Below are 26,227 nucleotides of genomic sequence, written 5' to 3' on the forward strand. Positions count from 1 at the left end.
GAAGGCTGGAGGTCGCCCGGTCATGTCATCCTCCCGTAGGCGTTTCGCTGTGGTCGGCGCCGCTCTGGCGCTCGCCGTTCCGCTCGCCGTCAACTCCGCTCACGCGTCCACCTCGGACACCGCCGCCAAGTCGTACACGGCCGCGGAGGTGCTGGCCGGCGTCAAGAAGAACAGCACGAACGAGAACAAGGTCAATACCCAGCCGCACATCAACACCATGACGCGGGCCAAGAACGTCAACGTCTACCAGGTGGCGAAGGGCGTCTACGCCTACGGTTCCGGCCTGGCCGTCGACACCGACGGCAGCGACCCCGACCCCGATCCCGACCACCAGGGAACCACGACTTTCAAGGACAGCAACGGAAAGTCGCTCGGCGCGCACAAGGTGCCGTTCTACGTCCTCGGCGACGACTGCTACGACAAGAAGAGCCCGTGCCCGCACTTCTTCTACAAGGAGCACGGCATCAAGGGCAGGCAGTTCGCGCTGATGTTCTACAAGAGCAAGGTGATCGGCGCGATCTTCGGCGACACGCAGACCGCGAACGACCAGGACACTTCGGACAACGACTCCCGCGAGTTGGGCGAAGCGTCGGTGAAGGCGGCTTCGCTGCTGGGCATCAACAGCAGCGGCACTGACGGTGGCGTCGACAACGGTGTGACCGTGGTGATGTTCTCCGGTTCGGACTGGGTGGTGAACGGGACGAACGCGAACCTGAACGCCGCCGCGCAGGGGATGGTGAACAAGGCGCTGGACACGCTCGGCGCGAGCATGGGTATCTAGTCTTCAAAAACTGATGCGGTCACTGCTGAAGCTGGCAGTGGCCGCATTCAGCTCTTCTGTCGTTCGATGTATGCCGCCAGTTTGTCCAGGTACTGCAACGTTTCCCGTTCCGGTGACGGCGGCAGCGTGAACGTCACCCGGTCCACTCCGGCCTCGGCGTAGGCGGCGAGGTCAGAGTCCAAAGTGGCTCCGCAGAGCGTGGTGCGGACGTCGGCACGGCCCTGGTCGGCCAGCCAAGACGACACGCGGCGCAGTTCGTCGACCGGGGTTTTCGCGCGGGGCATCCATTCGTCGCCGTAGCGGGCGAGCCGGTCGAGGGCGGCCGGACTTTCGCCGCCGATGGCGATGGGCGGGTGCGGGCGTTGCGCGGGTTTCGGCCAGGAGAAGACCGGGGCGAAGTCGACGTGCTCGCCGTGGAATTCCGCCTCGTCGGTGGTCCAGATCGCTTTGAGCGCGGCGAGTTTCTCGTTCAGCAGCGGGCCCCGGCGACGCGGCTCGACCCCGTGGTTGCGCATTTCTTCGCGGTTCCAGCCGACGCCCACTCCGAAAAGGACTCGGCCGCCGGAGAGGACGTCGAGCGTCGCGACTTCTTTCGCGGTCTGGAAGACATCGCGCTGGGCCAGCAGGGCGACGGCGGTGCCGAGGGTGAGCGTGCTCGTGGCCGCGGAAGCGATGGCGAGGGCGACGAACGGGTCATAGGTACGGTGGTACTCGCGCGGCAGCTCGCCGCCGCCGGACCAGGGTGTTTCCCGGTTGACCGGGATGTGCGAGTGCTCCGTGACGAGAAGCGTTTCGAAACCGCGCTCTTCCAACGCCCGGCCCAGTGCGTCCGGGCGGATGCTCTCGTCGGTGACGAAAGTGTTGACGCCGAACTTCATGCGTCCTCCTGCGGATAGTCGATCGCGGGTCGTAATTTCTCGATCAACGCGCCCACCGCGAGCACTGCCGAGTCCGCGTAGCGGGGGCCGATGATCTGGATGCCCGCCGGCAGACCGCGTGCGGTGAGTCCGATCGGGACACTCAACGCGGGTTGCCGTGACATGTTGAACGGGTAGGTGAAGGGTGTCCACTGTGGCCAGTCGGTCATTCCGCTGTCCGGTGGCACGTCGTGACCCGCGGCGAAAGGCTCGATCGGCACGGTCGGGGTGAGCAGGATGTCGTAGCGCGTGTGGAACTCGCCCATGGCGACGCCGAGCGCGGCGAGTTCGCTTTGCGCGTCGAGATAGTCGGCGGTCTCGTAGCGGACAGCTCGTTCGATGAGCGTCTGCAGGCCCGGGTCGAGCGGTGCCGTGCCGCCGTAGCGCCGGACGATGTGCGCGACGCCGACAGACCACAGCACGTCGAAGGCGCTTGCCGGGTCTGGGAAAGAGGGGTCGGCCTCCTCGACCCGCAAGCCCGCCTCGGCCAATGAGGCGACGGTTTCCGCGACAAGAGCGGCGATCTCCGGCTGCACGTCCACGCGGCCCAGCGCTGGCGAGAACGCGATCCTGACAGGGGCCGCTGGGTCGCCGATCGTTGGCGTCCAGGAGGGGTCGCGGTGGTCCCGAGCAGAGAGGACGTCGGTGAGCGCGGCGACGTCGGCTACCGAGCGGGCCATCGGTCCGGCGTGCGCCAGCGTGCCCAGGACACTCGGCGGGTGCATCGGGATGCGTCCATGCGTCGGTTTAAAGCCCACAACGCCACAAAAAGCGGCTGGGATCCGGGCTGAACCGGCGGCATCGGTGGCCACGGACACCGCGCCCATTCCCGCCCGGACTGCCACGCCGCTGCCGCCGCTCGATCCGCCCGCGGTGAGCGTCGGGTCCCACGGGTTGCGGGTGATGCCGTCGACGGGGTTGTCGGTGACGCCTTTCCAGCCGAGTTCGGACGTCGTCGTCTTGCCGAGCAGGACGAGACCGTTCGCGCGAAGTGCTGCCGCGGCAGGGCTGTCGGTGTCCCAGAGCTGCGCCGGGTCGGTGCGACGCGAACCGCGCAGCGTTGGCATGTCTCGGGTGAGAAAGAGGTCCTTGATCGACGCGGGAACGCCGTCGAGCGGTCCCAGCGCGCGTCCGTCGACCCAGCGTTGTTCGCTCAAGGTCGCTTGCTTGAGCGCGCCTTCCTGGTCGACGTAAGCGAAAGCGCGGAGATCGTCGTGGACGTCGATCGCCTCCAGCGCTGCCTTCGTCGCTTCGACCGGCGAAAGGTCGCCGGACGCGTAAGCGGCACCGAGCTGTTCAGCCGTCCATTGGCAGAGGTCCAAGGTCATCAGGGCTCCGGGCGGGAGAGCGGTTCGGTGACGCGGCCGTACAGTTCCGGTCTGCGGTCGCGGAAGATCGTGAGGTATCGCCGCTGTGCTTTGAGATCTGCACCCCGTAGCACGGCCCGGACAGCGTCCTCACGGTCGTCGTCCGAACGCGCGAGCACGTCGCCGCTCGGGCCCGCGACGGCGCTTCGACCGTAGAAGTGCTGCTCGTCGTCCGTGCCAGTTCGGTTGCAGCCCAAGAAGAACACGGCGTTCTCCATCGCCCGCGTCGCACACCGGGAGACGATGCTGTCCGACGGAACCTTCCCCGGCTGGACCGCCGATGCCCACAGCGAGACGAGGATCTCGGCACCGGCGAGGGTCTGCACGCGAGCCATCTCGGGGAACCGGACGTCGTAGCAAACGTTGAGCGCGAGAGTGCCGAGCGCAGTGGGGAACACTGAGATCTCGTCACCCGGGACGTAGTACTCCTTCTCGTCGCGGCACGGATGCACCTTGTGCTGCACACCAATCACATCGCCCGACGGGCCGATCAGCACGGCGCTGTTGTAGAGCACCTCTGGTATGCGTGGATGCCGTTGTGACATACCAACCACGACGTGTGCGCCACCACGGCGGGCCGCCTCGCCCAGCGCCTCCGTCGTCGGGCCCGGCACGAGTTCCGACGCCGCGTAGAGGCTTTCGGCATAGGCGTCGTCGCGCGCGGAGCGGACGTACCCGGTGTTGCTCAGTTCGGGGAAGACGATCAGCTCAGCACCGTGCTCCTGTGCCTCGCGCTCGACGAACTCCGCCATCCGTTTGGCGTTGCCTGGGCAGTCCAGTACCGCGGAACTGAACTGCACCAGCGAAACGCGCACCTCGTCCTTCATCGGTGATTCTCCGGATGCACGTCGCGCGCGAACTGCGGATTGCCCGCCAGCAGACCCCCGTCGACCGGCAGCAGGCTGCCCGTGATGAACGACGCCTCGTCCGAAGCCAGGAACAGCGCCGCGGACGCGATGTCGTCGGGTACGCCGACCTGGCCGAGCGGATACCAGGTCGCGAGACGGTCGAGGAGGTCCGGGTCGATCTTCTGCCGTTCCTTCCAGACGTCGGTGCGGAAGGTGCCGGGCACCAGCGCGTTCGCCCGGATGCCGAAGGGCGCGAACTCGACGGCCAGATTGCGGGTCAGCGCCTCCACCCCGGCTTTCGCGGCGCTGTATCCGGCCGCGCCGACGTGGGTGTGCGCGTTCACCGACGAGACGCTGATGATCACCCCGCGCTGTTGGTCGATCATCGTGGGAAGAACCTGTTGGGAGCACCGGAAAGCGCCCGTCAGCACGACGTCGAGGTCGCGTTGCCAATCCTCGATGCGGGTGTCCAGAATGGACGCCGGATTGGACGTGAAGGCGTTGTTGACGAGGACGTCGACGCGGCCGTAGACGAATCGGACGGCCTCGACCATCGCGCGGACGTCGTCGTCGCTGCGGACATCGGTTCGGACAGCCAACGCCCGCCCGCCCTGTTCTTCCACCTCGGCGGCGGCCTGGTCGGCAGCCGCCTCGTCGCGGTCGGCTACCACGACGGCTGCGCCCTCGCCGGCGAAGCGGCGGACCAGCGTCCGGCCCAGTCCGGAGCCACCGCCGCCGGTCACGATCACCACACGGTCTGCGAAACGCATTTCACCAACCCATCAAGGTCATTCGAGCAACGACATCCGGTCCGGGGAGTACCGCTCGCCGGCGATCTGGTCAGCGGGCACCGCCTGTTCGATCGCTGCCACGTCAGCGGCGGACAGCGAGATATCGACGGCCGCGACGTTTTCCTCCAGCCTGCTCCGCTTCTTCGTGCCCGGGATCGGCACGACGTCGTCGCCGTGACTGTGTACCCACGCCAGCGCGAGCTGACCCGCCGTGACACCACGTGCTCGGGCGAGTTCCTCCAGGGCCCGCACGAACTCCAGGTTGCGTTCGAGGTTGCCCTCGGCGAAGCGCGGCTGCGACGTCCGCCGGAAGTCGTCCTTCTCGAAGTCGTCCGTCGAACGGTAGCGGCCGGTGAGAATGCCGCGGCCCAGCGGCGAATACGGCACGATCCCGATGCCCAGCTCGCGGCAGACCGGCACCACCTCGTCCTCGATGGTGCGCGACCATAGTGACCACTCGGTCTGCACAGACGTGATCGGGTGGACGGCGTGCGCCCGGCGGATCGTGTCCGCCGACGCCTCCGACAGCCCGAGATGGCGCACCTTCCCGGCCGCGACCAGCTCCGCCAGCGCCGCGACGGTTTCCTCGATGTCGACTGCGGGATCGACCCGGTGCTGCTGATAGAGGTCGATGTGGTCGACACCGAGGCGGCGCAGGGACGCGTCGCAGGCTTGCCGGACGTACTCCGCGTCCCCGCGCACTGAGCGCGCCATCGAGTCCTCCTCCGCGCGGACGACGCCGAACTTGGTGGCCAGGACGACGTCGTCGCGGCGACCGGCGATCGCCCGTCCGACCAGTTCCTCGTTGGCGCCGTAGCCGTACATGTCGGAGGTGTCCAGCAGCGTCACGCCGAGGTCGAGCGCGCGGTGCACGGTCGCGATCGACTCGGTTTCGTCTCCGCTGCCGTAGAAATCGCTCATGCCCATGCAGCCGAGCCCTTGGGCGCCGACGTCGAGCTTGCCGAGATGCCGGGTGGGCATCGCCATGCTGCTTCTCCTTTGGTCAGACGGCTGGGTCGTTCGCGGCGGCGGGTTCGGCCGCCGCCACTGATTCGTTGATGTCTTTCAGGTGGGTTTCCGGCATGAGGAGTACCGCGCCGAACGTGATCGCGCAGACCACCGCCATGTAGATGGCCACCGACATCGAGGATCCGGTCGCCGCGTACAGCGACGTCGCGATCAGCGGGGCGAACGCGCCGCCGATGACGGCGCCGATCTGCACGCCCAGCGAGACGCCGGAGTACCGGAGCCCGGTGGAGAACGCTTCGGCGAAGAAAGCGCCCTGCGGTCCGTACATCGTGGTGTGCATGAGGCCGAGGCCGACGATGAACGCGACGAGGATCAGGAACGTCGATTTCGTGTTCAGCAGCGGCCAGAACGCGAACGAGAAGGCGCAGAGCATCCCCGAACCCGCCAGCAGCATCGCGCGGCGGCCGATGCGGTCGGAGATGGCGCCGGACACCGGGAGCAACACCAGTTGCACCCCGGCCGCCACGAGGACGGCGAGCAGGACGGTGTCCTTCGACAGGCCCAAAATCGCGGGGTTCGTGCTGTAGGAAACCGCGAACGTCATGAACAGGTAGTAGGTGACGTTGATGCCGATGTAGGCAGCCGCGACCAGCGCGATTTGCTTGTAGTGGACGCGAAACGCGCGCAGTACGGGGGAGCGTTCGGCGGCCGGCTTCTTGACTTGCTTGAGCCGTCGGAACGCATCCGTGTCTTCGAGACGCAGCTGTAAGTGGATGGCCAGCCAGACCAGCACGGCGCTCGCGAGGAACGGAACGCGCCAGCCCCACGCCTCGAACGCGGCGGGCGAGGTGAGCCGGATGGCGGCGATGAACGCGAGGTTGCCGAGGATGATGCCGCCCGGACCGCCCGCCTGAGCGAAGCTCGAGAAGAAGCCGCGCTTCCGGGGCGGCGCGCTCTCCATCGCGAGCAGGACGACCCCGCCGAGCTGTCCGCCGACCGCGATGCCCTGGAGGAAACGCAGCAATACCAGCAGAATCGGCGCGGCGACCCCGATCACCGAGTGCGTCGGCATCAGGCCGATGAGGGTCGACGCGAGCCCCATCCCGGCCAGCGCGCCGATCAGCGCCTTCTTGCGGCCGTGCACGTCGCCGATGTGGCCGAAGAGCACCCCGCCGAGCGGCCGCGCGATGAAGCCGACCGCGAAGGTCGCGAAGCTGAGCAGTGCGCTGGTCAGCGCGGTTTGCTCGGGGAAGAAGAGCTGGGGGAAGACCAGCGCCGCCGCGGTGCCGTAGATGAAGAAGTCGTAGTTCTCGATGCTTGAGGCCGAGAGTGCGGTCACCGCGACCTTGGCCAGTCTCGTCTCGGGTCGTGCCTGGGTCGGTTCCTGCGCCGGCGCCATTGCCCGCTCCTTCCGCCACCTTCGACGGCCGTCGGGACGAAACTCTCTGTGTTTCGTCCTATGAAACGTGCGAATCACTACGTGATATGGATTGTCTACTCGCCCTGGTCACGCAGGTCAAGAGGGGTCTTGCCGGGCTGTTCGCGGCAGGACCGGGACCTCCCGGTCGGCTGAGCGGGAGGCGGGTCGCGGACGACGTCAAGTCGCCTCGCGGAAGGCCGCGACGACCTCCTCCATCGACGCACCGGGCCCGAAATGCCGGTGGACGCCCGCCGCCATCATCCGATCGATCTCGGCGGGCTCGTCGATGCCGCCAGCGAGAACCGGGACGTCGGAGCCTTCGCGACGCAGTCCCTCGACGGTCAGCGAGGCGAAGTGGCCGAGCCCGCCGCTGAGGCAGCTGAGCCCGACGGCGTCCGCGTCCTCCTGGACCGCGACCTGCACGATCGTCGCGGTGGCGACGCGTTTGCCCAGGTAGACGACTTCGAATCCGGCGTCGGCGAGGTGCTTGCCGATGAGCCGGACGCCGACGTCGTGTCCGTCGAGGCCGAGTTTGGCGAGGACGACGCGTTTCATCGGTCGAACCCTTCCCGGGTAGCCCCGACGATCTCGGCGGAGGTCGCACCCGCACGCAGCGCCTCGATGCTGGGCTGGACGAGGTTCTCGGTCCCCGCGGCCGCGGTCTCGACCGCCTTGAGCGCCCGGTCGACCAGCGCGGTGTCCCGCCGGCGCTTGTGCTCGGTGATCCGTTCGACGGCATCCCGCTCGACCTTCGCGAAGTCGATCTCGCCCGAGCTCTTGCCCGCGAACCACTCCGCGCGGGCCTTGGCGTCGAACACGCCGTGACCGACCATCAGCCGCTCGCCGGATCTCAGTTGTTCCTGGCGGGCGCCTCGGTTCTCGTCGATGCGCCCGGCGATGTAGCCGTTCTCGATGGCTTCGAGCGGTCCGCCGGCCTCGGTGAGGCGGTCGAGTTCGAGCCGGACCTTGCGCATCACCTGCTCGTCCACGTCGCGCAGTTTGGCGCTGCCCGCGAGCGGGTCGATGGTCGTCAGCGCGCCGTGTTCGTAGGCGACGACCTGCATCGTCCGCACGGCGAGCGCGGCGGCGTCGGCGGACGGGATGCGCAAGGCCTCGTCGTAACCGGTGGCGCAGAGGTAGTCGACGCCGCCGAGCATGGAGCCGAGCACGCTGAGCGTCACGCGCGGGATGTTGACCAGCGGTTCCTCGGCGGATTCCAGGCCGTGCGCGTAACCCATGAGCTTCGCGACGGGCTGCTCGGCGACCGGAATGCCGTAGCGGCCAAGCAGAATCTCACTCCACAAGATCCGCGCCGTGCGGAAAACCGAAGCCTCTACGAACAAATCGCTCCGCTCGTTCAAGAAGAACATCAGCTTCCCGGCGACGTCCGCGGGCTCGTAGCCGCGCGCGACCAGTTCGTCCACATACGCGATGGCGTTCCCGAACGCGAAAGCCACCGCCAGCAGCGGACCCGCGCCCGCGACGTCGTAGTGGTTGGAGCAGACGGTGAGCGCCGCGCCGGGCATGTCCTCGTCGATCGCGAACGCGACGCAGTCGGCGGCGATCCGCAGCGCCTGCGCGGGGGAGTGGATCTCGGTGCCCCGCGCGGTGAATTCCTTGAGCGGATCGTTCTGCATCACCAGCTTCACGTGCCGAGCGTCCCGATCGGACAGCACACTGTGGACCATTCCCAGCGCGACGTGGCCGAGCGAGTTCTGCAGCATCCCGACGCTGTCGGCGGCGGAGAGGTCGAGCCGGGAGCAGATCGTGGCGAAGTCGTCGAGCGTCGCGCACGACACCCCGGCGCGGCCGACCTGGGCGTGCGAAAGCTCGTGGTCGGGGTCGAACCCGAGCTGCGAGGGCAGGTCCGCGGCCAGCAGGAACGACTCCGCGCCGACCTCCTGCAGCACGGCGAGCCGTTCCGCGGTCATCGCGGGCGGGCCGAGCCCGGAGTAGACCATGAAGCGCGGCCGGAACGGTCCGGGCCCGGCGATCCGGTTGTCGCTCCACGCTTTCAGCGCGGGCTCGGCAGCGGTCGGCGCGTACCGCGCGCGGATCGGGACCCGGCCGTCGTTCGCCGTGGTGATGTCGTCGCTGTCGTGGGCCACTGGACCTCCGTCTCGTTCAGTCCACTTCGGATGCTCCGGACACCGTCGCCGAAATCCGGGCCGCGACTTCCCGCACGTGCCGTTCGATCTCGGCGATTTTCTCCTTGCCGAGGCGGCTTTCCGGTCCGATGACGCTCAACGCCGCGAGCGCGAAACCGTTCGCGTCCGTGATCGGCGCGGTGACGCCGACCGCGCCCATCGCCCGTTCGCCGTGGCTGTGCGCGATGCCCGCGGCCGCGATGCTCTTCAGCTGGGCGCGCAGGGTTTCGAGGTCGGTGATCGTGTTCGGCGTCGTCGGGTTGAGCGGGAGATCCTTGAGCAGGCGCTCGCGCTCGGCCTCGGGCATGAACGCGAGCAGCGTCTTGCCCGCCGACCCGGTGTGGATGCCCTCGGAAACGCCGACGCCCGCGATGTAGCGGATGAGGTGCGGGCTGGGCAGTTCCTTGACGCAGATGCGGGAACGGCCGGCGCGCACGTGCACCGCGACGGTCTCCGCGGTGACGTCGCGCAGTTGCTCCAGCGCGTCCGTCGCTTCGAAGATGAAGCCCGCGTTGCCGTTGGAGATCGACGACATCAGGTGGAAGCAGCCGGGGCCGAGCCCGTAGTGCCCGCTGGCCTGGTCCTGGACGACCATTCCCTTGGCGCGCAACGTGCTCAGCAGCCGGTAGGTCGTCGGCTTCGACAGCGAGACGACCTCGGCCACGTCGCCGAGCGTGAGCGGGTTGTGTCCGAGTGCGAACAGGATGTCGATCGCCCGGCTGACCGCGCGGACCGTGGAGCCGTCGGGGGTTTCAGTCACTGGCCACCTCTGCGTTTTCCTCAGGTGAGGTCACCGTATCAACCAGCGAAACGCTCGGGCACGAACCAGTAGCGCGGCGTCTCGCCTATCCGCACGCGCACGGCCATCCCGGCCTCAAGCCCGTCCCCGTCCGTCCGGACCTGGCCGAACACCATCGGCCCGCCGTCGTCGAGGGCGATCTGACCGAGCGTGTACGGGGCGGGCAGCCCAGGTCGCTCGACGTGCACGGTTGTGTAGGTGAGCAGCACGCCAGTCGCTGCGAACGTATGCTCGGCGGGCGCGGCCGTCCCACATCGATGACAGACGGCGCGGGCCGGAAACGATGCCGCACCGCATTGTCCGCAACGGCTGCCGACGAGCGCATGCCCGTTGTCGCGCGGCCTCTCCGCGGTAGTCGGAACCTTCAAAGCGGCGTTCAATCCCATGGATCGGTCCTCTCCAGCAAATGCACGCACGAGACGGCTGACTCGCCCTCCAGCCAGCCGCCGTTGTTGTGGGCGAGGCCGATGCGCGGACGCTGGGTCTGCCGTCCCGTCGCCTCGCCACGCAGCTGCCAGGTCAACTCGGCGATCTGGGCCAATCCGGTCGCCCCCACCGCGTGCCCGCGCGACGACAGCCCGCCGCTGGGGTTGACCGGACGGCAGCCGTCGATCTGCGTCGTGCCGCTGTCGAGCAGCGCGCCCGCGTCGCCCGGATTGCAGAAGCCGAGCTGCTCGTACGCGATGAGTTCGGCCGGAGCCATCGCATCGTGTACCTCGGCGACATCGACGTCCTCCGGCCCGAACCCCGCCTCCGCATACGCCGCGGCCGCGCACAATTCGGTCAACGACGGCTCGTTCCCGGTGGTCGTGTACCCGGTTGCCGCTTGCGACGCTCTGATCCGGACAGTCGGCTTTCTGGTGGGAATCGCCCCACGCCGCGCCACCACGACCGCCGCCGCACCGTCGCAGATGGAACTGCACATCAGCAACGTCAACGGGTCAGCGATCGGCCGGGAACCCAGCACTTCCTCAGCGCTGACGACTTTCCGGTGCTGCGCATACGGATTGCGCTCGCCATTGGCGTGACTCTTGACGGAAACCGCGACCAGGTCGTCCACCGTCAGCCTGCCCGCAGCGATGAGCTTGCGCAGCCGCATCCCGTAAACCGCGGTGAACTGCAGCCCGATCCCAGATACGACGTCGAGGTCACCCGCGGACTCCAATGCCGCGAGTGTCCGGGAACGGTCCTCCACGAACATCTTCTCCACGCCCGCGACCAGCACTGTATCCGCCGACCCGGCGCGAATGGCCAAGATGGCCTGACGCAACGCGGTCGACCCACTCGCACACGCGTTCTCGACATTCGTGACCGGGACGCGCTCGATCCCGATCTCCCGCATCACCGATTGCCCGCGGATCATCTCCTGCCCCTGCAGCAACCCTGCCATCGCATTGGCCGCGTAAACCGCGTCGATGTCGCGCACCGCAAGCCCCGCGTCAACCAACGCGGACACACACGCGACGCGGTTGAGATCTTTCAGCGAGGAGTTGGTGTACCGGCCGAAGGGATGCATCCCCACGCCCAAGATCTCAATGTCGTCGGTGTTCACTCGAACCCTCCGATCAGCTTGTCGCGCAATTCGACCCGGTCGACCTTCCCGTAGGGCGTGCGCGGAATGGCGTCCCAGATCTCGAGCCTTCTCGGCGTGCGAATCCCCAGCCGGGGCCGGACAAACTCGATCAGTTCCTGACTGGACGCCGACTGCGCGTCCCGCAACCGCACCACCGCCGTGACCGCGTCGCCCCAGCGCGGGTCGGGAAGGCCGAGCACCACCGCTTCGCTGACCGCCGCGTGCGCCGACAGCTCGTTCTCCACCTCGCGAGGCGCGATGTTGTACCCGCCGGAATTGATCATTTCGTCATTGCGCCCTTGGAGATGAATAAACCCGCGCTCGTCCGCCCGCGCGAGATCTTTGGTGCGTAACCACCCGTCCACCAGAACCGCGGCCGTAGCCTCAGGTTTGCGGTGATACCCGGACATCAAATGCGACCCGCGCACATAAACCTCCCCGATTTCGCCCGGCCGCGCGACCCGTCCGTCCCCGTCGCGCACCTCGACCGCCACCGACCGCCAAGGCCGCCCCGCGGACTGTCTCGCCTGCGCGTCAAGATGATCGGACTTGCTGAGGCAGGTAATCGTCATCGGAGCCTCGGATTGCCCGTAGTCCTGCACCAACGTCGGCCCGAAGCGATCGAGCGCGCGCTCCAGGACCGGCAACGCCACGCTCGACGCCCCGTAGACGATCGTCTCGAAACCCCACTCGCCGTGCGCCGCGTCCAGCAACGGTTCGAGCATCGCCGGAACCGCTTTGAGCGTACGGAAATGCCCCTCGCGGGACCGCTGCCACACTTCGTCAGGATCGAACTTGGGCATGACGTGCACACCCGCCCCACTGATCAAATACGGCAACACGAAGTACCCCGACGCGTGCGAAACGGCCTGGGTAAGCAAAATCTGCTCGCCCTCACGAACCGGTGCCAGTTCCAGCAGCAGATTCAACGCCACCTCACGCAGCGCCCGATGCGACAGCACGACTCCCTTGGGCCGTCCCGTTGTCCCGGAGGTGTAGGAAATCCAGGCCGCGCCTTCAGGGTCGCCGTCGCGTAAGACCGGCTCGACTTCCGCTTCCGCGATGAGCCGCTCGTACGAGTGTTCAAAGCTGTTGTCTTCCTCGAACGGAATCACGACGATCCCGAATTCCTCGGCCAGCGCGTGCGCCTCCGCCGCGAACCTGGGCGCGAAGAAGAGCGCTCTCAGCCCGGCATCCTCGGCTACGTAACGGAAATCCTCCAGGTGCAGCCGCGCGTTGAGCGCCACCCGAACCCGCCGCCCCAGTGCGAGAGCACAGTCAGCCTCGACGAACTCCGTGCGATTGTCGGACAGAATCCCGACCCTCGAACCCTCCTGGATGCCCAGGCCGTCGAGGCCATTGGCCACCCGCTCGGCGCGGTCGAGAAGCTCGCCGAAGGTACGCGCCGTACGCCCGTCGTCGACCGCCGTAAGGCCCCGATACGAGGCCCCCGCCCGGCGGAGCAAGTAGGCGGTGTCGAGAACCATCCGAGCGGCCTCCCTTGCTGAGGGTGTTTCATCTGGCGACAAGAACGTATTGTCTGATGAAACGCCCTGTCAAGGGGGGCGTGCTCCCCAGGGAGGCTCTCTGCCGTAGCACGCTCGCGGGCAGCGTAGAAGAATTGCGTCACTTGCGGGCTTCTGGAGAAAATGTCCCATGGCAACCACGACCACCGTCATCGTCGATCAGGACGGCGGTGTTGACGACGCGCTTGCCCTCGTTCTCCTCGCCCGCACCCCTGGCGTCGAGATCGTCGGTGTGGGTTCGGTGCACGGCAACGTATCCGCGACCGCCGCGGCCGACAACGGCGTGCGGGCCCTCGAGATCGCGGGTGATCATGCGACGCCTGTCGCGGTGGGGGGCGTCGCAGCCGCTTGCTCGCCCACTGCATCTCGCCCACCCGGAAGATCTCCTGGGCAAGGCGGCGGGCTCGCCGAAACGGAAGCCCGTGCGGGAGGAAACCGCCGCTGAGCAAATGGTGCGGCTTGCTCGGGAGAACCCCGGTCAGGTCGATCTCCTGACCCTGGGCCCGCTCACCAATGTCGCGATCGCCCTGGACTCCGAACCCGAACTGCCCCGCCTGGTCCGGCGCGTGGTGTCGATGGGCGGCGCGTTCGAGGTGAAGGGCAACATCAGCGACTACGCCGAGAGCAACGTGTGGCACGACCCCGAAGCAGCCGCCCAGGTCGCAGCGGCCGGGTTCGACCTGACGCTGGTCCCTCTCGACGTGACCCGCAAGGCCACCGTCACCCGGCTGTGGATCGAACGCCTCGCCACGGATCAGGACCGGTTATGGGGACGAATGGCGGCGATGCTCCTTGCCGTACCGGGGAAGTTACCGGCTTTTCCGCTGCACGATCCTTTGGCCGCCGCGATCCTGCTCGACCCGACGATCGCCAGGCTCCACCGCACGTCGGTCGCGGTCGACCTCGGGGAGCAGCGGCGTGGACAGACCCGAGCCGTCAAGGCCGCGCACCCGGCGGGGTCGGCTGTCGCAGTCGCTGCTGACACCAGTACGTTGCTTGAGCAGTTGACGCACGCTTTGATGCCTGGCCGCGCCTGACGCTGTCCGGGCTCCCGTTCAAGGGAGGGGCCTCGTGAAAATCTCTTTCTCGCCCAGTCCCGTCTATTCGCCGCACGGACGAGAGCGCACCCAGGGTGAAGACCTGACTTCCGTCTCCGAGAACGATCTGAGGTGGTACTACTTCCTCGGCCAGCTTTCGATCTCCCACGCCGACGTCGAAATCGGGCCTTCGTGGGGCTGGATTCCGCTGTTCGACGCGATGTGCAGCGTGCGGAATGCGATGAGGTCCGCTCGAGAAGGAAGCGGGGTCTGGAAGGTCGACTTCACCGAGAACGCCGAACTCATCACCTTCGAGTTCGATCGCGGTTCCCTCCGGGCGACTCCGACCTACCTGGAGACCACATTGCAATGCTCCGTCGACGAATTCGTGGACGCTGGGACGAGGTTCATCGCGGGAGAACTGCAACGGGTGATGCTGGAATACCCCACGCTGGCCGGCAACCAAGCCGCGCGTGCGCTGGCGCAAGCAGTCCGGCGCATTGCTTCAGCACCTCGAATCCGACGGGGCCAATAGCAACACCAACCCAAACACTGCGAAACGGCACCGGACGCCGGGGAAATTTCGTCAGCGCAGCGAAGAAAACCGTCCGCCGTCACAAGATCCCGTCAAACTCCAGCGAGAACGGCACCCGCACTTCAGCCCAATCGGCGACCACCAGATCGGCAGCCGAACCGTCGGCCCCGATCGCCACACAGAACGTCCCCGCGGCCTTGGCCGCGGCAATCCCAGCAGGAGCGTCTTCGAACACAACGGTCCGCGCAGGTTCGACGCCCAACCGTGCGCAACCGAGGAGATAACCTTCAGGATCAGGCTTACCGCGCGAGACGTCCTCAGCAGTAATGACCGTATCGAACAGCGCCCGCACCCCGAGCGCGTTCAGTTCGGCGTGCGCATAGTCGCGAGTGCCCGACGTGACCACCCCGATCGGGCAGTCAATCTCATGCAGCGCACGCACCAGCTCGACAGCTCCCGGCATCGGTTCGGCCACGTCAGTCGCATAGGACATCGCCTCGGCGAACAGCCCGTCCACTGTGGACCCGTCAGGGAAGAGCCGAAGGTTCTCAACCAGCACGGTCTTACCAGGACGCCCGGCGAATGAAGCGAGCAACGACTCATCCAACCCGACCCCGTGCGCGCGGAACAACCGACGCCACGCGGCTTGGCTGCGGGGTTCGGTGTCGACAAGTGTCCCATCGAGATCGAACAGAGCTGCGGCGAGCATGTCATTTCCTTTCCGTGCTGAGCGCGACGACTGCGGCGATCAGGGCGAGTCCAGCGAACCCGCCCAGCACCGTCGCGAACGAAGGGGTCGTCGTGAAGGGGAGTCCAAGATAAGCCGTGCTCGCCCCCGCGACCCCGAGCGCGGCGCACAGCTGGGCATTAGTGTTGAGCACACCGGAGAGATCCGCGACGCGATCCGGCCGAGCGGTCGAGGTGACGCGGTCGATCAGCGAGTTCGAACTGGCCCCGAGGCCAAGCCCGCCGATCCCGAGAAACACGATCAACAGCGGCCCAGGACGCCCGGCGATCGACAGGTGAATGCACAACGAGGCATAGGCAGTAGCGAGGAGAAGACACCCAGCGGCAGGCGCGAACCTGCGCCAGCGAGCGGGAAGCCGGGGGAGCGCCAGCCCAGCCACTCCGAAGGCGGCAACCCAGGACACCATGGCCAGCCCGGTCGCAGCCGGTCCGAAGCCAACGCCTTGCTGCAGGTACAGCGCAAGCACGAACAACAGCCCGGCATAGGTCGCGGTGGTGAGACCATGCGCGATCAACCCCCTGCGTACCACCGGATCCGCGACCACATCCAACGCGACCAACGGACGCCTCCCACGCGCGACGGCTGCCCGGCAGTGGCGCACAAACCAGCCGAACACCACCAGGCTCGCCGCGAGACACAGCCACATCCACGTCGGCCAGCCATGCTCGCGCCCGAGCACCAGCGGCACGATCGCCAGCAAGACCGCAGTCGACAGCACGCCCGCGCCCGGCAGATCCAGCGCGCCTCGCTCGTCCCGCTTGTCCGCGGGCAACGCTTTTCGCGCCGCCAAAAGCAGCCCCGCCCCGACCGGGACGTTGATCAGAAAGACGGACCGCCAACCGGTGCCGAAGAGATCGGCGGAGACAAGCAGCCCGCCGAGAACCTGCCCCGCAACGGCCCCGCCCGAAAGCGCGACCGCGTAGTACCCCAGCGCCCGGCCCCGATCGCTCCCGGTGAAGTGCGTCTGGATCCCGCTCAGGACCTGCGGCACCATCAGCGCCCCGGCCGCCCCTTGCAGGAACCGCGCGACGACAAGCCAGCCGATCCCCGGCGCGACCCCGCAGGCCAGCGACGCGGCGGTGAACCCAGCCAGCCCCCACAGGAAAATCCGCCGCCGCCCGTGCGTGGCCCCCAGCCTCGCCCCGGTGACCAGCAGCACCGCGTAGGCGATGAGATACCCCGAGACGACCAGCGCCACCGGCCCTTCCCCAGTGCCGAGCCCGGTCCGGATCGCGGGCGCGGCGATGTTGACCACCGCACCGTCCACATTGACCATGAACTGCCCGGACAGCAACACCGCGAGCAGCAACCCCCGGCGCACGCGGATCTGCTCGGGGGACGGGGAGAGTTCGACAGCCACAGGAGTCGAGCGTGCCTGGGCGGGGCCGGGCGCGCTGGCGGATTTCGGACACCGCTCTCGATCTTGGCGACGGGGTACTATGAGGTGTGCACGACGGTCGTCCGGAATTCGAGCTCCGGAATGAAATGCTTCGCGAATCAGGTCTTGTCGTGGTGGAAGCGAGTTATTCTTCCGCCGTACCCCCTCCGATGGACGCGTGGCGAGTTGTCATCAGCGGAGACGCTGTTCCGACCGTGCGGGTGCCACACGATTTCGAGACGGGAAACAATCTCAGCGAAGTTGAGCGGAGCTGGGTGTCGACGGCCGCGGACTTCGGCGTTTTTGGTCCCGGAGGGGACTTTCTGCTCAGCGTCGGAGTCCGTCAGCTGGGGACTCTGCCGTGGGCGCACGTCCGCCGTGGCCAAGACTCTTCCCTCGCGCGCCACCTATCGAGCTATCCCGGCGAGCCTGAATTCGTGGCGATGTCCATGGACGGCCGGGCGATTTGCGGGGTGACGACTGAGGAATACGATATCTGGATCGTGGGCGCCAACCTTGGTTGACCGGTTCCCGGACGAGCCAATGCCCGCCCGGGAACCGCCCCGCACGCACGCCAGGCATCCGGCCGGTACCGACGGTCACCCGATCCCGCCCAGGCCGGAATGTCCGCCAGAACCGGCAGCGACGCCTCAGCGTGCGGGCCAGCGCACCGCGTGCACCTGATGGTCGCAGTTGTCGGACTTGCCAATGACGTCCCCGCGCGCGTTGACCCCCAACGCCCGCGCCGACGCCCCGCCCGGCAGGGACGGCAAGACGGTCAGGGTCCCGTCCGCGCTCCACCGCAGCGCCCGGTCGGGAACGCCGGAGCTGAAGGCCGCCCACCCGACCACCTCTCCGGCACCGGTGATCCCGGTGGCCTCAGCATGGGTCGCGCCGGCGGGAACAGCGAGGACAGTGAGCTTGCCGTCCACACTCCACCGCGCCGGGCGATGAGCGGTATAGCCAGCCGCCTCGCCCCGGTCGTTGACCGCGAGGGCCGCGGTGTAACCGGCCAATGGCAGGCCGGGCAGTTGGGTGAGGGCCCCGTCCGCCGCCCAGCGGAGCGCGTGCCGGGAGGTGTCGTCCCGGTGGCCGGAGTGCCCCACGACCACTCCCCGGTTGTTGACCGCCGTGGCTCCGCCGGTGAAGTCGCCGTCCAGCTTGGGCAGGTAGGTCGAAGTCCCGTCCGCGTTCCACCGGATCGGCCGGGCTCCCCGGAACCGCTGCGCCGTCCGCCCGACGATCACTCCGCTGTCGTTGATCCCCGCGGCGCTGGACCAGGCGTTTCCGCTCGGCGTCTTGAGCCGCGTGACGGTCCGGTCCGGGTTCCAGCGGATCGCCCAGGAGCCGTCCGTGCCCGCGACGACGCCGCTGTCGTTGATCGCACTCGCCCACCGGGTGTCCCCGTCCGGGTCGAGGTCGGTCATCCGGCCGTCGCGGGACCAGAGCACCGGATGGAGCTTGCCGCCGGATTTCCAGGAACTCCCGATGGCCTGCCCGCGAGCGTTGACCGCACTCGCCGAGGCCGACTCGAACCGGGGCAGCGAACGGCCCAGATCGACCGCCTGCCCCGACGGCGACCAGCGCACCGCTCGCCGCGCGGAGCCGGTGGACGACACGGAATAGCCGACCACCGTGCCGTGCGAATCGATCGCGGAACCACTGCTCCCTCGGCTCCCCGGCAGCGCACCGAGATCCGTGATGCCGCCGCGGGAATCCCAGCGCACAGCGTGGCTGACCCCGTCCGCACCACTGGAACTGCCGGTGATGACCCCGGCTTTGTTGATCGCGTTCGCGCCGCCGCCCGAGTCCGGCGAACGAAGCCCCGGCAGCTGGTGGACGGTCCCGTCCGCGTCCCAGCGCACCGGCCGCCCGCCAGAACTACCCGCGACGATCCCGGTGTCACTGATGCCGGTCGCCTTGCTGTCGCTGGCCCCGGGAAGCAAGGCGAGTATGACGAACTTGCCGTCAGGGTCCCACCGGACAGCCTGATTCCGGATGGTCCCGACGACCGTCCCGCCGTCATTGATCGCCAACGCCGCCGACTCGTCGGCTCCCGAAGGCATCGGGAGCATCGTCAGATTCCCCTTGATGTCCCACCGCGCCGCCTGCCCACGGGAATTGACCGGCATAGTCAAGCCGACCGCGACGCCCGCGGAGTTGACCGCCGCAGCCTCGCCGTACCCGAAACCGCTAGCCGAACGCAACTCGACGAACGACCCGTCCGGCTGCCAGCGCACAGGTTTCTGCGTACCGGCACCGTTGTAGGCGAACCCGACGACGACTCCGTGCGCACTGACCGCCCGCGCCGCCGACCTGCTGAACGGCGCGGGAACCGGCAGCCGGACCACCTCGCCGCCCGGCTCCCAACGCGCGGCGACGGAGGCCTCGGCCCCAGTGTCGTAAGAACCGACCGCGACACCACTGTCGTTGATCCCGGCGACCTCGCTCGAGGTATCGCCCGGAAACGCGCCGAGATCGACGACCGCCTCCGTCGCCGCGGCTTGGTTTCCGCCCAAGAGGAGACCGCCGCCGAGTAAAAGGATGGAAAAGAAAGTGCCCGGAAAGGAATGTCTTCGCACCACTCGAGAACACCTCCCGATGCGCGCCGAATGCGCGACTGAGGGGAGTATGACCGGGGTGGGCCCGCCGCGGAAACCCGCTGATCGGACGCGCGGGATCGGCTGGTTGTCTGCGGTCAAGGCGCTTTTCTGTCCACTATGGACACTGAGGTGGCGGTACGTTTTGACGGGGAATCTTCTTTCCTCGCCGCGTCGTCGCGCCGATGTCGTGTCGCCCATGTCCGCCGCATGCGGAAACTGAGCTTGCCGTCGCGTTGGCGAATGCCGCAGATTCACGAGCCGGACGTCGGATAAATGGTCGAGCAAAGTTGATTGACCTTGCTTATTCGATTTCTTTGCGGAGTTCGCCGGGCCGGGCCGGCTGGTGAGGGTCGTTGCGGGGGTTGTGGTCGTGTCCGAACCAGGTTTGCCCGGTGCCGTCGAGAACGACGCGAACGGCTCGGCAGGGCGGGCGTCCGTCGTCCTCAGGGTCGATGTCGTCGCAACTGGCGATGCGCGTCACCGCTGTCCCGATCTCAAGCGAGGCGAGATCCTTCAGGTTGTTGATCCTGCGGAGGGGACCACCCGCGCCCGCGCGGAGGAAAGCACTTCCCGACCGTGGATTTACGGGGCGGGCGGCCGATTCTCAGCTCGCCTGAAGCTGGCTCAACCAGAACTACACCTTGACCCCAATCCTCGACAGTGACCCGTGCTGTATCGCCATCACGCCGTAGCGTGCGACGGACGAGGCGAGGGTTGATCTTCCGTGGTCGCGCCCGCGACCGAGTACGCCGCCTGCCTGCGCACCGGCCAGACCGTCGACCCGGCCTATCCAGACCCTGTGGATCAACCTCCGCCGGATCGGCGACCCGGTTCCCGACGACGAAGACGATTAACCCGCTCGCCGATTCCGGCCCACGAACAAGACGAATCGCGTGTCAGCCCGCACCGAGTAGAACCTCCAACGGCTGCGGAAAACAATGCGATCCGACCCCCAGTTCACGTGAGACGATCAGCGGTCGCTCACTTCGGGACACGAGACTGCGAAACCCCCGATCGCGCAGGTGAAACCTCTTGGCCTGGGGTTTATCTGACGGTCGGCGGGTTGTCAGATGACCCGCCGAAGTGGACGTACTGCTCGTGCAGCCGTCGGCACTCGCTCCTGTGCGGTGAACTTCATCGACCGCGAACGCTTGTGCTGCCTGTGTCCTCGTCCGGGCGGGCGATGTCGGGGTGCAGGGTTTTGAGTTCGCGTTTGATGTGGGGGGTGCGCACGGCTTTTCTGGCCAGGGTGAGCGTGTCGGCGTCGGGGTAGGCTGGCCACAGGTGCCACATCATGCCGTCGCGCAGCCGCATTGTTTGTTTCGGCGAGGGTTCGATGGCGATGATCCGGTGGAGAATCCGCGTGAAGGGCTCGTGGGCGGCTGTCCCGGTGCGTTGTGCTTTCGCGTGCAGGGCGTAGGTGAGCACGGTCAGCTCGTCCAGTTCGTTCAGCAGACCGGTGCCCTCGGGCGAGGAGAACAGCGTGGTCAACTGTTCGACCTCGCCGTCCTCGGCTAGCGGGCTGAACGCGCGGCGCCGGTAGGCGGGCCCAAGGCGTTTGTCGTCGGTGGCCGCCAGCGCCGCCTGCCAGCCGTGCTCGCGGGCTGCCGACTCGACCAGGATTACTTTGAGCTCGCCCATGTGGTGGCGTTCCCGGCCGGCGGCCAGGCGGGGCCAGCGCGCGAAGAATCCGGTCGTGTCGCCTTGCCGGGCGTGCCAGTCCGCGATCAGCCGGTGCCCGATGAATCGGGTGTCCTGGCCGCTGATGGGCTCGAGTGTGTCGCTGACGCGCTCGGCCCCGGCCACGTCGTCTTCCCTGGTGAGCAGCGCGTGCACCAGGTGACCACGCAGGTTGTTGCGGATGAAGTCGCTCGGGGCGCGGCCGAGCGCGGTCTCGAACTCCGCTGGCGGCATGTCGCCGGCGATGAAGAGCAGCGGCAGGGCTTGGTCGAAGAAGTGCCGCAGATGTGCGTTGGGCAGCCGGTCGGCTAAAGATGTCCATGGTTCGGCCCAGGTGGTGAGCCCGCTCATGGAGGTGCGGTCGGTGCGGCCGTCGTGGCGCAACCGCTCGATTTCGGCGAGCACGACCGCCCGGTGCGCGACTACCGCGTGGGGAAACGGGTAGGGCGGAATCGAGGCGCGGTCGTGTTCCTCGGCAGTGTGCGTCGTGTTGAGCGCATCGAGGCATGCCTGTACCGCGTTTCGCGTCTCTTCCCGCATGCGGAAAGACTAAAAGACGACCCGACGGGCCTGGTCTTGGCGGGCGCGGAATTGTGAGCTGGCTCGCCGGTCGCCGTTCCGCCGGCTTTCGAGTGAGAACCCGGCTCGACAGCACGAGGACTACGGCCTGCATCGGGGGAGACCGCTGCCGGCCTTGGCCAGCCCGCTCAGCTTGAATGGCAGCTCATGACACCGTCCTTGACGACGGTTCGGCGGGAGCGCCGATGACGTCGCTGAGTTCGCGCTGCCTGCTTGCGATTCCGCGAACGCCGAACTGGAGTTTGATGTTTAGCCGATAGCGCGGGCGCGCGAACAGCGCGCCGCTAGAGAAATCGTACTGGGGACCGGAGGCCGAGCGGATGATGGTGTCACGGTACGTCGCAGAATTCTGCACGTCAGGGCATTTGGCGGCGGTGGCGCGCGTAGGCGGTGCGGGTTTCGCGATCCACGCCCGCGACGGGACCGCGTGCGATACCTTGGCGACGACGTGATTACGGGTTGTGAGGTGAGCGTCACATGGGGAGATCGGGCGACGGTTCGCCGCCTGACGCAGGGGAAACGGCCGAGCACTGGACGGCCCTATACGCAGCACGATGCCGACGTCGCGGACGCTCTTGGCAAAGTGAATCCAGGCAATCCCGCTCCCTGCGGAATGTATCAATAGGATGTCTGTGACTTTCTCTCGATTTCGTAGTGCCCTGGTCGGCATCGCTGGCGTGGCGGCTTTCGCGGTCAGCGGGTGTTCCGAACCGACTCAGGGGACGGCGAGCCCGCTGCCTTCTGGCACCAGCCAGAGCGGTTCGCCCTCCTCGTCGGGGAGCGAGACCGCGGAGGCTCCGAAGGTTGCCGCTCCGGTCAATGTGGACAAGTTCCTCGCGGATCCGTGCGGCATGCTGACGCCGGCGCAGCTGTCCGCGTTGCAGCTGAGCCAGCCCGAGGCTGATAAGGCGTCCAGCTCCGTCGGTTGCGGGTGGCGGTTCAGCGACGGATACACGGCCGTCAGCGCGACGTTTCTGACCACTGTGAAGAACGGCTTGACGAACGCGTACCGGCAAAAGGCTTCCGGCTATTACCAGGGCGGCTACTTCGAGCCGACGGTGGTGAGCGGTTTTCCGGCCGTGCTGGCCAACACCGCGGATCGCCGCGGCCAGGGGCAGGCGACCATGCTGGTCGGTGTGTCGGATCAAACGGAAATGCTAGTGCTGATTCAGGGGACGCCCGGCAGCAACGCCACGACAGCGGCCACGAACGTGACCAAGGCTGTCCTGTCGACGATGCAAGGCGGGCAGTGAGATGGCAGGGCCGTCGATGTCCGCGCAGCAGATCTACGACCACTTCGCCCACGTCGTCTCGCCGGTCGGGTTGCTGCGGGCGGCCGATCACGTCACCTCGTTCCAGCCTTAGTACGAGAGCCCGGTGACGGACATCCGAGAGTTGGCCGGCGGCAATGGAGGAGGGTTGGGCCGTTGGCGGCCGAGCGTGCAGGCCGCGGAGGCGATGAGCATGGCGCAGAGTTGTCTGCGTGGCACGACGTCAGGGCCAAGGTGCAAGCCCGTGCCTCCGAGGCCGCAGGCTCCGCCGCCGATGACGGACCTTTCGGGGTGCAGAGCGTGATCGACGCCGATCTCGAAAACTAGACTCGGCATAGCAACAAAGTCGCGGCGGCGATGAAGTCTTGGTCCACGGCGTCAGACCAGACCGGCCATGCCCACCAGTTACGGCCAGGCCGACGTGAACGCGATGAACGGCGCCGGGCACAGCAGTGACTCGGACGGTTCCCCCGCCGCTCGGTCACAGCGCGGGTCCGGTCGCCGCGACCGGTTCGTACGGCACCGTTCGCCGCTGGGGCTGTGGCGTCCGGGTGGTCGTTGGCTCCCGGCAGCCCGACCCTGCCGCGGGTGGCGGGATCGGGGGAAGACGCGCCGGACTGCAGCACGGTTGTGACCGCCTCGGGATCTTCCCCGCTCGCACGGGGGAAGACCTTGTGCCCTACAGGTTCACAGGGCTTCGGGTGCGTTCTCGTTCACTTTGCTTCGGCGGCTGTGTTGTGCGGCGGTGCGGGTTGAGGTGGCGGTTTGGCGGGGGATTCCGGGCGGATGCGGCGACTGGCGAGGCGATCTGTGGATGTTTGTCGCCGAGCCCGAAGACGCCAAGCTGCACCGTCGGTGTATCCCGGCGAGCATCGGAGAACCCGGTGCCGTCGACCTGTGGTCCGGCAACGCAAAAGTGCCGGAGGTACGCGGCGGTCCGAACGGGGTAGGCAGCGCGCTAGCGGACGCGGTCGGTGGCGTCTGGCAAGCACCAGTGCCTGCCGGTGGTCCAACCGAGGAATCGCCGTCCTGCCTCGCCGTCCACCTGTCCGTCCGGGGTGAACCGGCCGCCCTCCACCACATGTGCCAAGCCGGTGACTGCCGGGGTAAACCGTTCGGCCAGGCCCGCTCGGGTCACTTGTTCGGCGAGTTGGCCCACGGTCGCGCGCTGAGTGTCGGTGTCGCAGAAGCTCAGGAAGAACAGCGCCTGTCGCCAAGCGTAGGCCGCGTTCTTGATCGCTTGCAGCGCTGCGTGGTGATGGTCGGTGCGCGTCGCCAGCCGGGTCACCGTCCACTTCAATGACTCTGCGGCCAGCGCGGGTGCCGATGCCCGGAGGCGGTTCCGCAAGTCCAGCGTGTGCACCAAGACTGCCAGGTTCTGCGTCGTGAGGATCTGGCTCTGCTCCAGGACAGTGCCGTTCGCGGCGACCGAGCGGAGCCGGTGCGTCGGCTGGGCTTCGGAGGCTCGGGCCACGCACACGTCGGCGAAGTCGTCGGCGGTGCGCTTGGCGAGCGCGCGAAACGGCCGCGGGCGTGGCGTCGAAGGCCAGGACTGCGGCAGGTCGTAGTAGCGGGCGTAGAGCGTGCCCGCCATCGTGCGGCTCGTGATTTCCGCCGCCGCGCGCCATTTCGCGGTGAACCGTCCCATGAAGATGTCGGCGGCGACCTCCTCCACCAGCGGCATCGGCAGCTCGGCCTGTTTGGCCAGCGCGCCAAGTTCACGCACCAGCGTGTTCGGCAGGATCGCGTGCGGGAACGCGTTGAGCGCCAGCAGCACCGTCTGGGCCAGTGTCTGGCGGGCTGCCCGGGCGGCGTCCGGCCGCCGCGCGCGCAACGGATCGATCGCGCGGACCCAGGGCAGTTCCTCGATGCGGATCTGGTGTTCCAGGTCGAGCAGCAGCAGGCTGCGCCGACGGCGGAAGGCCGCGTAGGTCTGGGCGTACAGCGTCGAGAGTTGCTCGTTGTCGAAGTTCGCGGCCAGCAGTTGCGCGGTGATCTGCGGCAGGACCGTCGCGAGCACGTCGGCCGAGGTGATCACGTTGCGCGCGACCAGTTCCTCGATCGGGGCCTCCAGCGCACGGGCAACCTTGGCGACCAGGTGGGCCGGTGCGTCCCCGGCAACCGCCTCGATCGACGGCAGCCCGCCGTCGGCGGGGAAGCAGTCCAGTCGCTCGGCCAGCGCGGCGGCGAGTGCGGCGTGGGTGGGCCGCGCGGCGACCGCGGCCTGCAGCGCCCGCAGCGCCGCCCGCGGTTCCGAGCCCGGTTCGCCGTGCTTGGTGACCGTGTTCGCCAGGGCACGGCGGATCCAGCCCACGTCCCGCCCGGTCAGTTCCGTGCTGTCGCGCTCGCATGCCAGCAACGCGCGGTGCAGCCGGGCGAAGTTGCTCTTCGGATGGGTGTGGGCTTTCGACGCGGTGTGCCGGGCGCTCGCGCTCGCGTAGTCCTCGAGCCACTGGGCGCGGCGCTGCGTCCAGTCGGCAGGCCAAGTACGGCACGGCCAGCCGCCGGTGACGTCATTTTCGGCCAGCCGCGGCAGATCGCCCTCCACGGTGTCGCACCAGAGCGCGACCAGCCGGTCGAACAGCGGGTGCCACACCTTCAGCGTTTCGAGCATCGCCGCGACCGCGGGCGGGGTGCTCGCCGACCCCAGCGATTCCCGGACTTCGCCGACGGTGCTCAGCCGCACCAGCGCGCCCGCCGGTCGCGGCGCCGCGCCGGGCAGCGGGGCCAGGCGGAGGCGACGCAGGTACGGACGAAGCTCGGCGACCAGGTCGAGCGCGGCTTCGGCGTGCCCGTGGTCCAGCAGCCACGCCACGACCGGCAGCGCGGCATCCTCAGGAACCTCGATCCGGTAAGACTCGGACGCCAGCATGGCTCGGAGCGTGCCGAGCCCGGCGTCGGTGAGGTACCAGAGGTTGAGCCGTTCGCGGTCGGTCGTGCCCGGCCCGTCGGCGCACAGGGCGGCCTCGGCAGGGGAAAGCGGGACCTCGGCGAGGAAACGGCCGGTGGCGAACCCGCCGTGCGCGACTTCCAGGGTCACCCAAGCCGGAGTACCTGCGACCGGAACCCGCGAGCCGATCCGGAGGGAGCCGTCGGCCATGCCGACCAGGACCTCCCGCCACCGGTCCGCTTTTGCCCGCGCACGCTGCCGCGTCGCACCGTCCTTCGCGGCCGCGGCGGTGCGCACAGCCCGTTCCAGCTGCCCGTAGGCATACCCCTCCGACGCGGTGTGTCCCATGTGGATTCCCCCTGCTCTCA

General features: G+C 67.9%; 20 protein-coding genes and 1 pseudogene. 4 read left to right on the top strand and 17 right to left on the bottom strand.

The genetic code is table 11. The features are described 5' to 3' along the window. Positions 1 to 49 precede the first annotated feature (49 nt). Positions 50 to 781: a glycoside hydrolase family 75 protein gene (locus ABZX37_RS05500; RefSeq protein WP_354736302.1), complete on the top strand. Its 732-nt coding sequence runs from the start codon at positions 50 to 52 to the stop codon at positions 779 to 781. Between the two features lie 47 nt (positions 782 to 828). On the opposite strand, the gene ABZX37_RS05505 is transcribed toward ABZX37_RS05500, so the two are convergent. The 12 genes from ABZX37_RS05505 to ABZX37_RS05560 all read right to left on the bottom strand — a co-directional run bounded on the left by ABZX37_RS05505 (position 829) and on the right by ABZX37_RS05560 (position 13,099). Further along, on the bottom strand, positions 829 to 1,659 hold the full coding sequence (locus ABZX37_RS05505; protein ID WP_354736304.1) for an LLM class F420-dependent oxidoreductase: 831 nt from the start codon (positions 1,657 to 1,659) through the stop codon (positions 829 to 831). Then, positions 1,656 to 3,026, bottom strand: a complete 1,371-nt coding sequence (locus ABZX37_RS05510) for an amidase (RefSeq protein WP_354736306.1) — start codon at positions 3,024 to 3,026, stop codon at positions 1,656 to 1,658. The genes ABZX37_RS05505 and ABZX37_RS05510 overlap by 4 nt, the downstream gene beginning before the upstream one ends. Then, entirely contained in the window at positions 3,026 to 3,892 is an 867-nt protein-coding gene (locus tag ABZX37_RS05515) for a carbon-nitrogen hydrolase family protein (protein WP_354736308.1), read from the bottom strand. The genes ABZX37_RS05510 and ABZX37_RS05515 overlap by 1 nt, the downstream gene beginning before the upstream one ends. Next, positions 3,889 to 4,683 (bottom strand): glucose 1-dehydrogenase, encoded by a 795-nt coding sequence (locus tag ABZX37_RS05520; protein WP_354736310.1) that lies wholly within the window; start codon positions 4,681 to 4,683, stop codon positions 3,889 to 3,891. The genes ABZX37_RS05515 and ABZX37_RS05520 overlap by 4 nt, the downstream gene beginning before the upstream one ends. 18 nt (positions 4,684 to 4,701) lie before the next feature. After that, positions 4,702 to 5,685: an aldo/keto reductase gene (locus ABZX37_RS05525; RefSeq protein WP_354736709.1), complete on the bottom strand. Its 984-nt coding sequence runs from the start codon at positions 5,683 to 5,685 to the stop codon at positions 4,702 to 4,704. A gap of 22 nt (positions 5,686 to 5,707) precedes the next feature. After that, complete coding sequence (locus ABZX37_RS05530; RefSeq protein ID WP_354736312.1) at positions 5,708 to 7,072, bottom strand: MFS transporter; 1,365 nt, start codon at positions 7,070 to 7,072, stop codon at positions 5,708 to 5,710. 198 nt (positions 7,073 to 7,270) lie between these two features. Further along, positions 7,271 to 7,648 (bottom strand): cobalamin-dependent protein, encoded by a 378-nt coding sequence (locus ABZX37_RS05535; RefSeq protein ID WP_354736314.1) that lies wholly within the window; start codon positions 7,646 to 7,648, stop codon positions 7,271 to 7,273. After that, complete coding sequence (locus ABZX37_RS05540; protein ID WP_354736316.1) at positions 7,645 to 9,201, bottom strand: methylmalonyl-CoA mutase family protein; 1,557 nt, start codon at positions 9,199 to 9,201, stop codon at positions 7,645 to 7,647. The genes ABZX37_RS05535 and ABZX37_RS05540 overlap by 4 nt, the downstream gene beginning before the upstream one ends. Positions 9,202 to 9,217: 16 nt before the next feature. Next, positions 9,218 to 10,000, bottom strand: a complete 783-nt coding sequence (locus tag ABZX37_RS05545; protein WP_354736317.1) for an IclR family transcriptional regulator — start codon at positions 9,998 to 10,000, stop codon at positions 9,218 to 9,220. 38 nt (positions 10,001 to 10,038) lie between these two features. Continuing rightward, on the bottom strand, positions 10,039 to 10,425 hold the full coding sequence (locus ABZX37_RS05550; protein WP_354736319.1) for an OB-fold domain-containing protein: 387 nt from the start codon (positions 10,423 to 10,425) through the stop codon (positions 10,039 to 10,041). Further along, positions 10,416 to 11,591, bottom strand: a complete 1,176-nt coding sequence (locus tag ABZX37_RS05555) for a beta-ketoacyl synthase N-terminal-like domain-containing protein (protein WP_354736320.1) — start codon at positions 11,589 to 11,591, stop codon at positions 10,416 to 10,418. Before ABZX37_RS05555 ends, ABZX37_RS05550 begins: the two co-directional genes overlap by 10 nt. Then, positions 11,588 to 13,099, bottom strand: coding sequence for an AMP-binding protein (locus ABZX37_RS05560; protein WP_354736322.1), 1,512 nt, complete (start codon positions 13,097 to 13,099; stop codon positions 11,588 to 11,590). The genes ABZX37_RS05555 and ABZX37_RS05560 overlap by 4 nt, the downstream gene beginning before the upstream one ends. A gap of 169 nt (positions 13,100 to 13,268) precedes the next feature. Between ABZX37_RS05560 and ABZX37_RS05565 the strand changes: the two are divergent. Both ABZX37_RS05565 and ABZX37_RS05570 read left to right on the top strand, forming a co-directional pair. Continuing rightward, a pseudogene (locus ABZX37_RS05565) lies at positions 13,269 to 14,175 on the top strand (nucleoside hydrolase). Positions 14,176 to 14,209: 34 nt separating this feature from the next. Continuing rightward, positions 14,210 to 14,710: a hypothetical protein gene (locus tag ABZX37_RS05570; RefSeq protein WP_354736324.1), complete on the top strand. Its 501-nt coding sequence runs from the start codon at positions 14,210 to 14,212 to the stop codon at positions 14,708 to 14,710. A gap of 79 nt (positions 14,711 to 14,789) precedes the next feature. Here ABZX37_RS05570 and ABZX37_RS05575 read toward each other — a convergent pair whose 3' ends face one another. From ABZX37_RS05575 to ABZX37_RS05590, 4 genes are all read right to left on the bottom strand, one after another. Beyond that, positions 14,790 to 15,419, bottom strand: coding sequence for an HAD family phosphatase (locus tag ABZX37_RS05575; protein ID WP_354736326.1), 630 nt, complete (start codon positions 15,417 to 15,419; stop codon positions 14,790 to 14,792). 1 nt (position 15,420) lies between these two features. Further along, positions 15,421 to 16,818, bottom strand: a complete 1,398-nt coding sequence (locus ABZX37_RS05580; protein WP_354736328.1) for an MFS transporter — start codon at positions 16,816 to 16,818, stop codon at positions 15,421 to 15,423. A gap of 668 nt (positions 16,819 to 17,486) precedes the next feature. Continuing rightward, on the bottom strand, positions 17,487 to 19,355 hold the full coding sequence (locus tag ABZX37_RS05585; protein WP_354736330.1) for a hypothetical protein: 1,869 nt from the start codon (positions 19,353 to 19,355) through the stop codon (positions 17,487 to 17,489). Positions 19,356 to 20,573: 1,218 nt separating this feature from the next. Then, positions 20,574 to 21,659, bottom strand: coding sequence for a hypothetical protein (locus ABZX37_RS05590; protein WP_354736332.1), 1,086 nt, complete (start codon positions 21,657 to 21,659; stop codon positions 20,574 to 20,576). Positions 21,660 to 22,324: 665 nt separating this feature from the next. Here ABZX37_RS05590 and ABZX37_RS05595 point away from each other — a divergent pair. Beyond that, positions 22,325 to 22,951: a DUF3558 domain-containing protein gene (locus ABZX37_RS05595; protein ID WP_354736334.1), complete on the top strand. Its 627-nt coding sequence runs from the start codon at positions 22,325 to 22,327 to the stop codon at positions 22,949 to 22,951. A gap of 976 nt (positions 22,952 to 23,927) precedes the next feature. On the opposite strand, the gene ABZX37_RS05600 is transcribed toward ABZX37_RS05595, so the two are convergent. Next, entirely contained in the window at positions 23,928 to 26,207 is a 2,280-nt protein-coding gene (locus tag ABZX37_RS05600; protein WP_354736336.1) for a hypothetical protein, read from the bottom strand. Positions 26,208 to 26,227 lie beyond the last annotated feature (20 nt).

The sequence above is a fragment of the Amycolatopsis sp. NPDC004079 genome (genome assembly GCF_040610415.1).
GTDB classification, from domain to species: domain Bacteria; phylum Actinomycetota; class Actinomycetes; order Mycobacteriales; family Pseudonocardiaceae; genus Amycolatopsis; species Amycolatopsis halotolerans.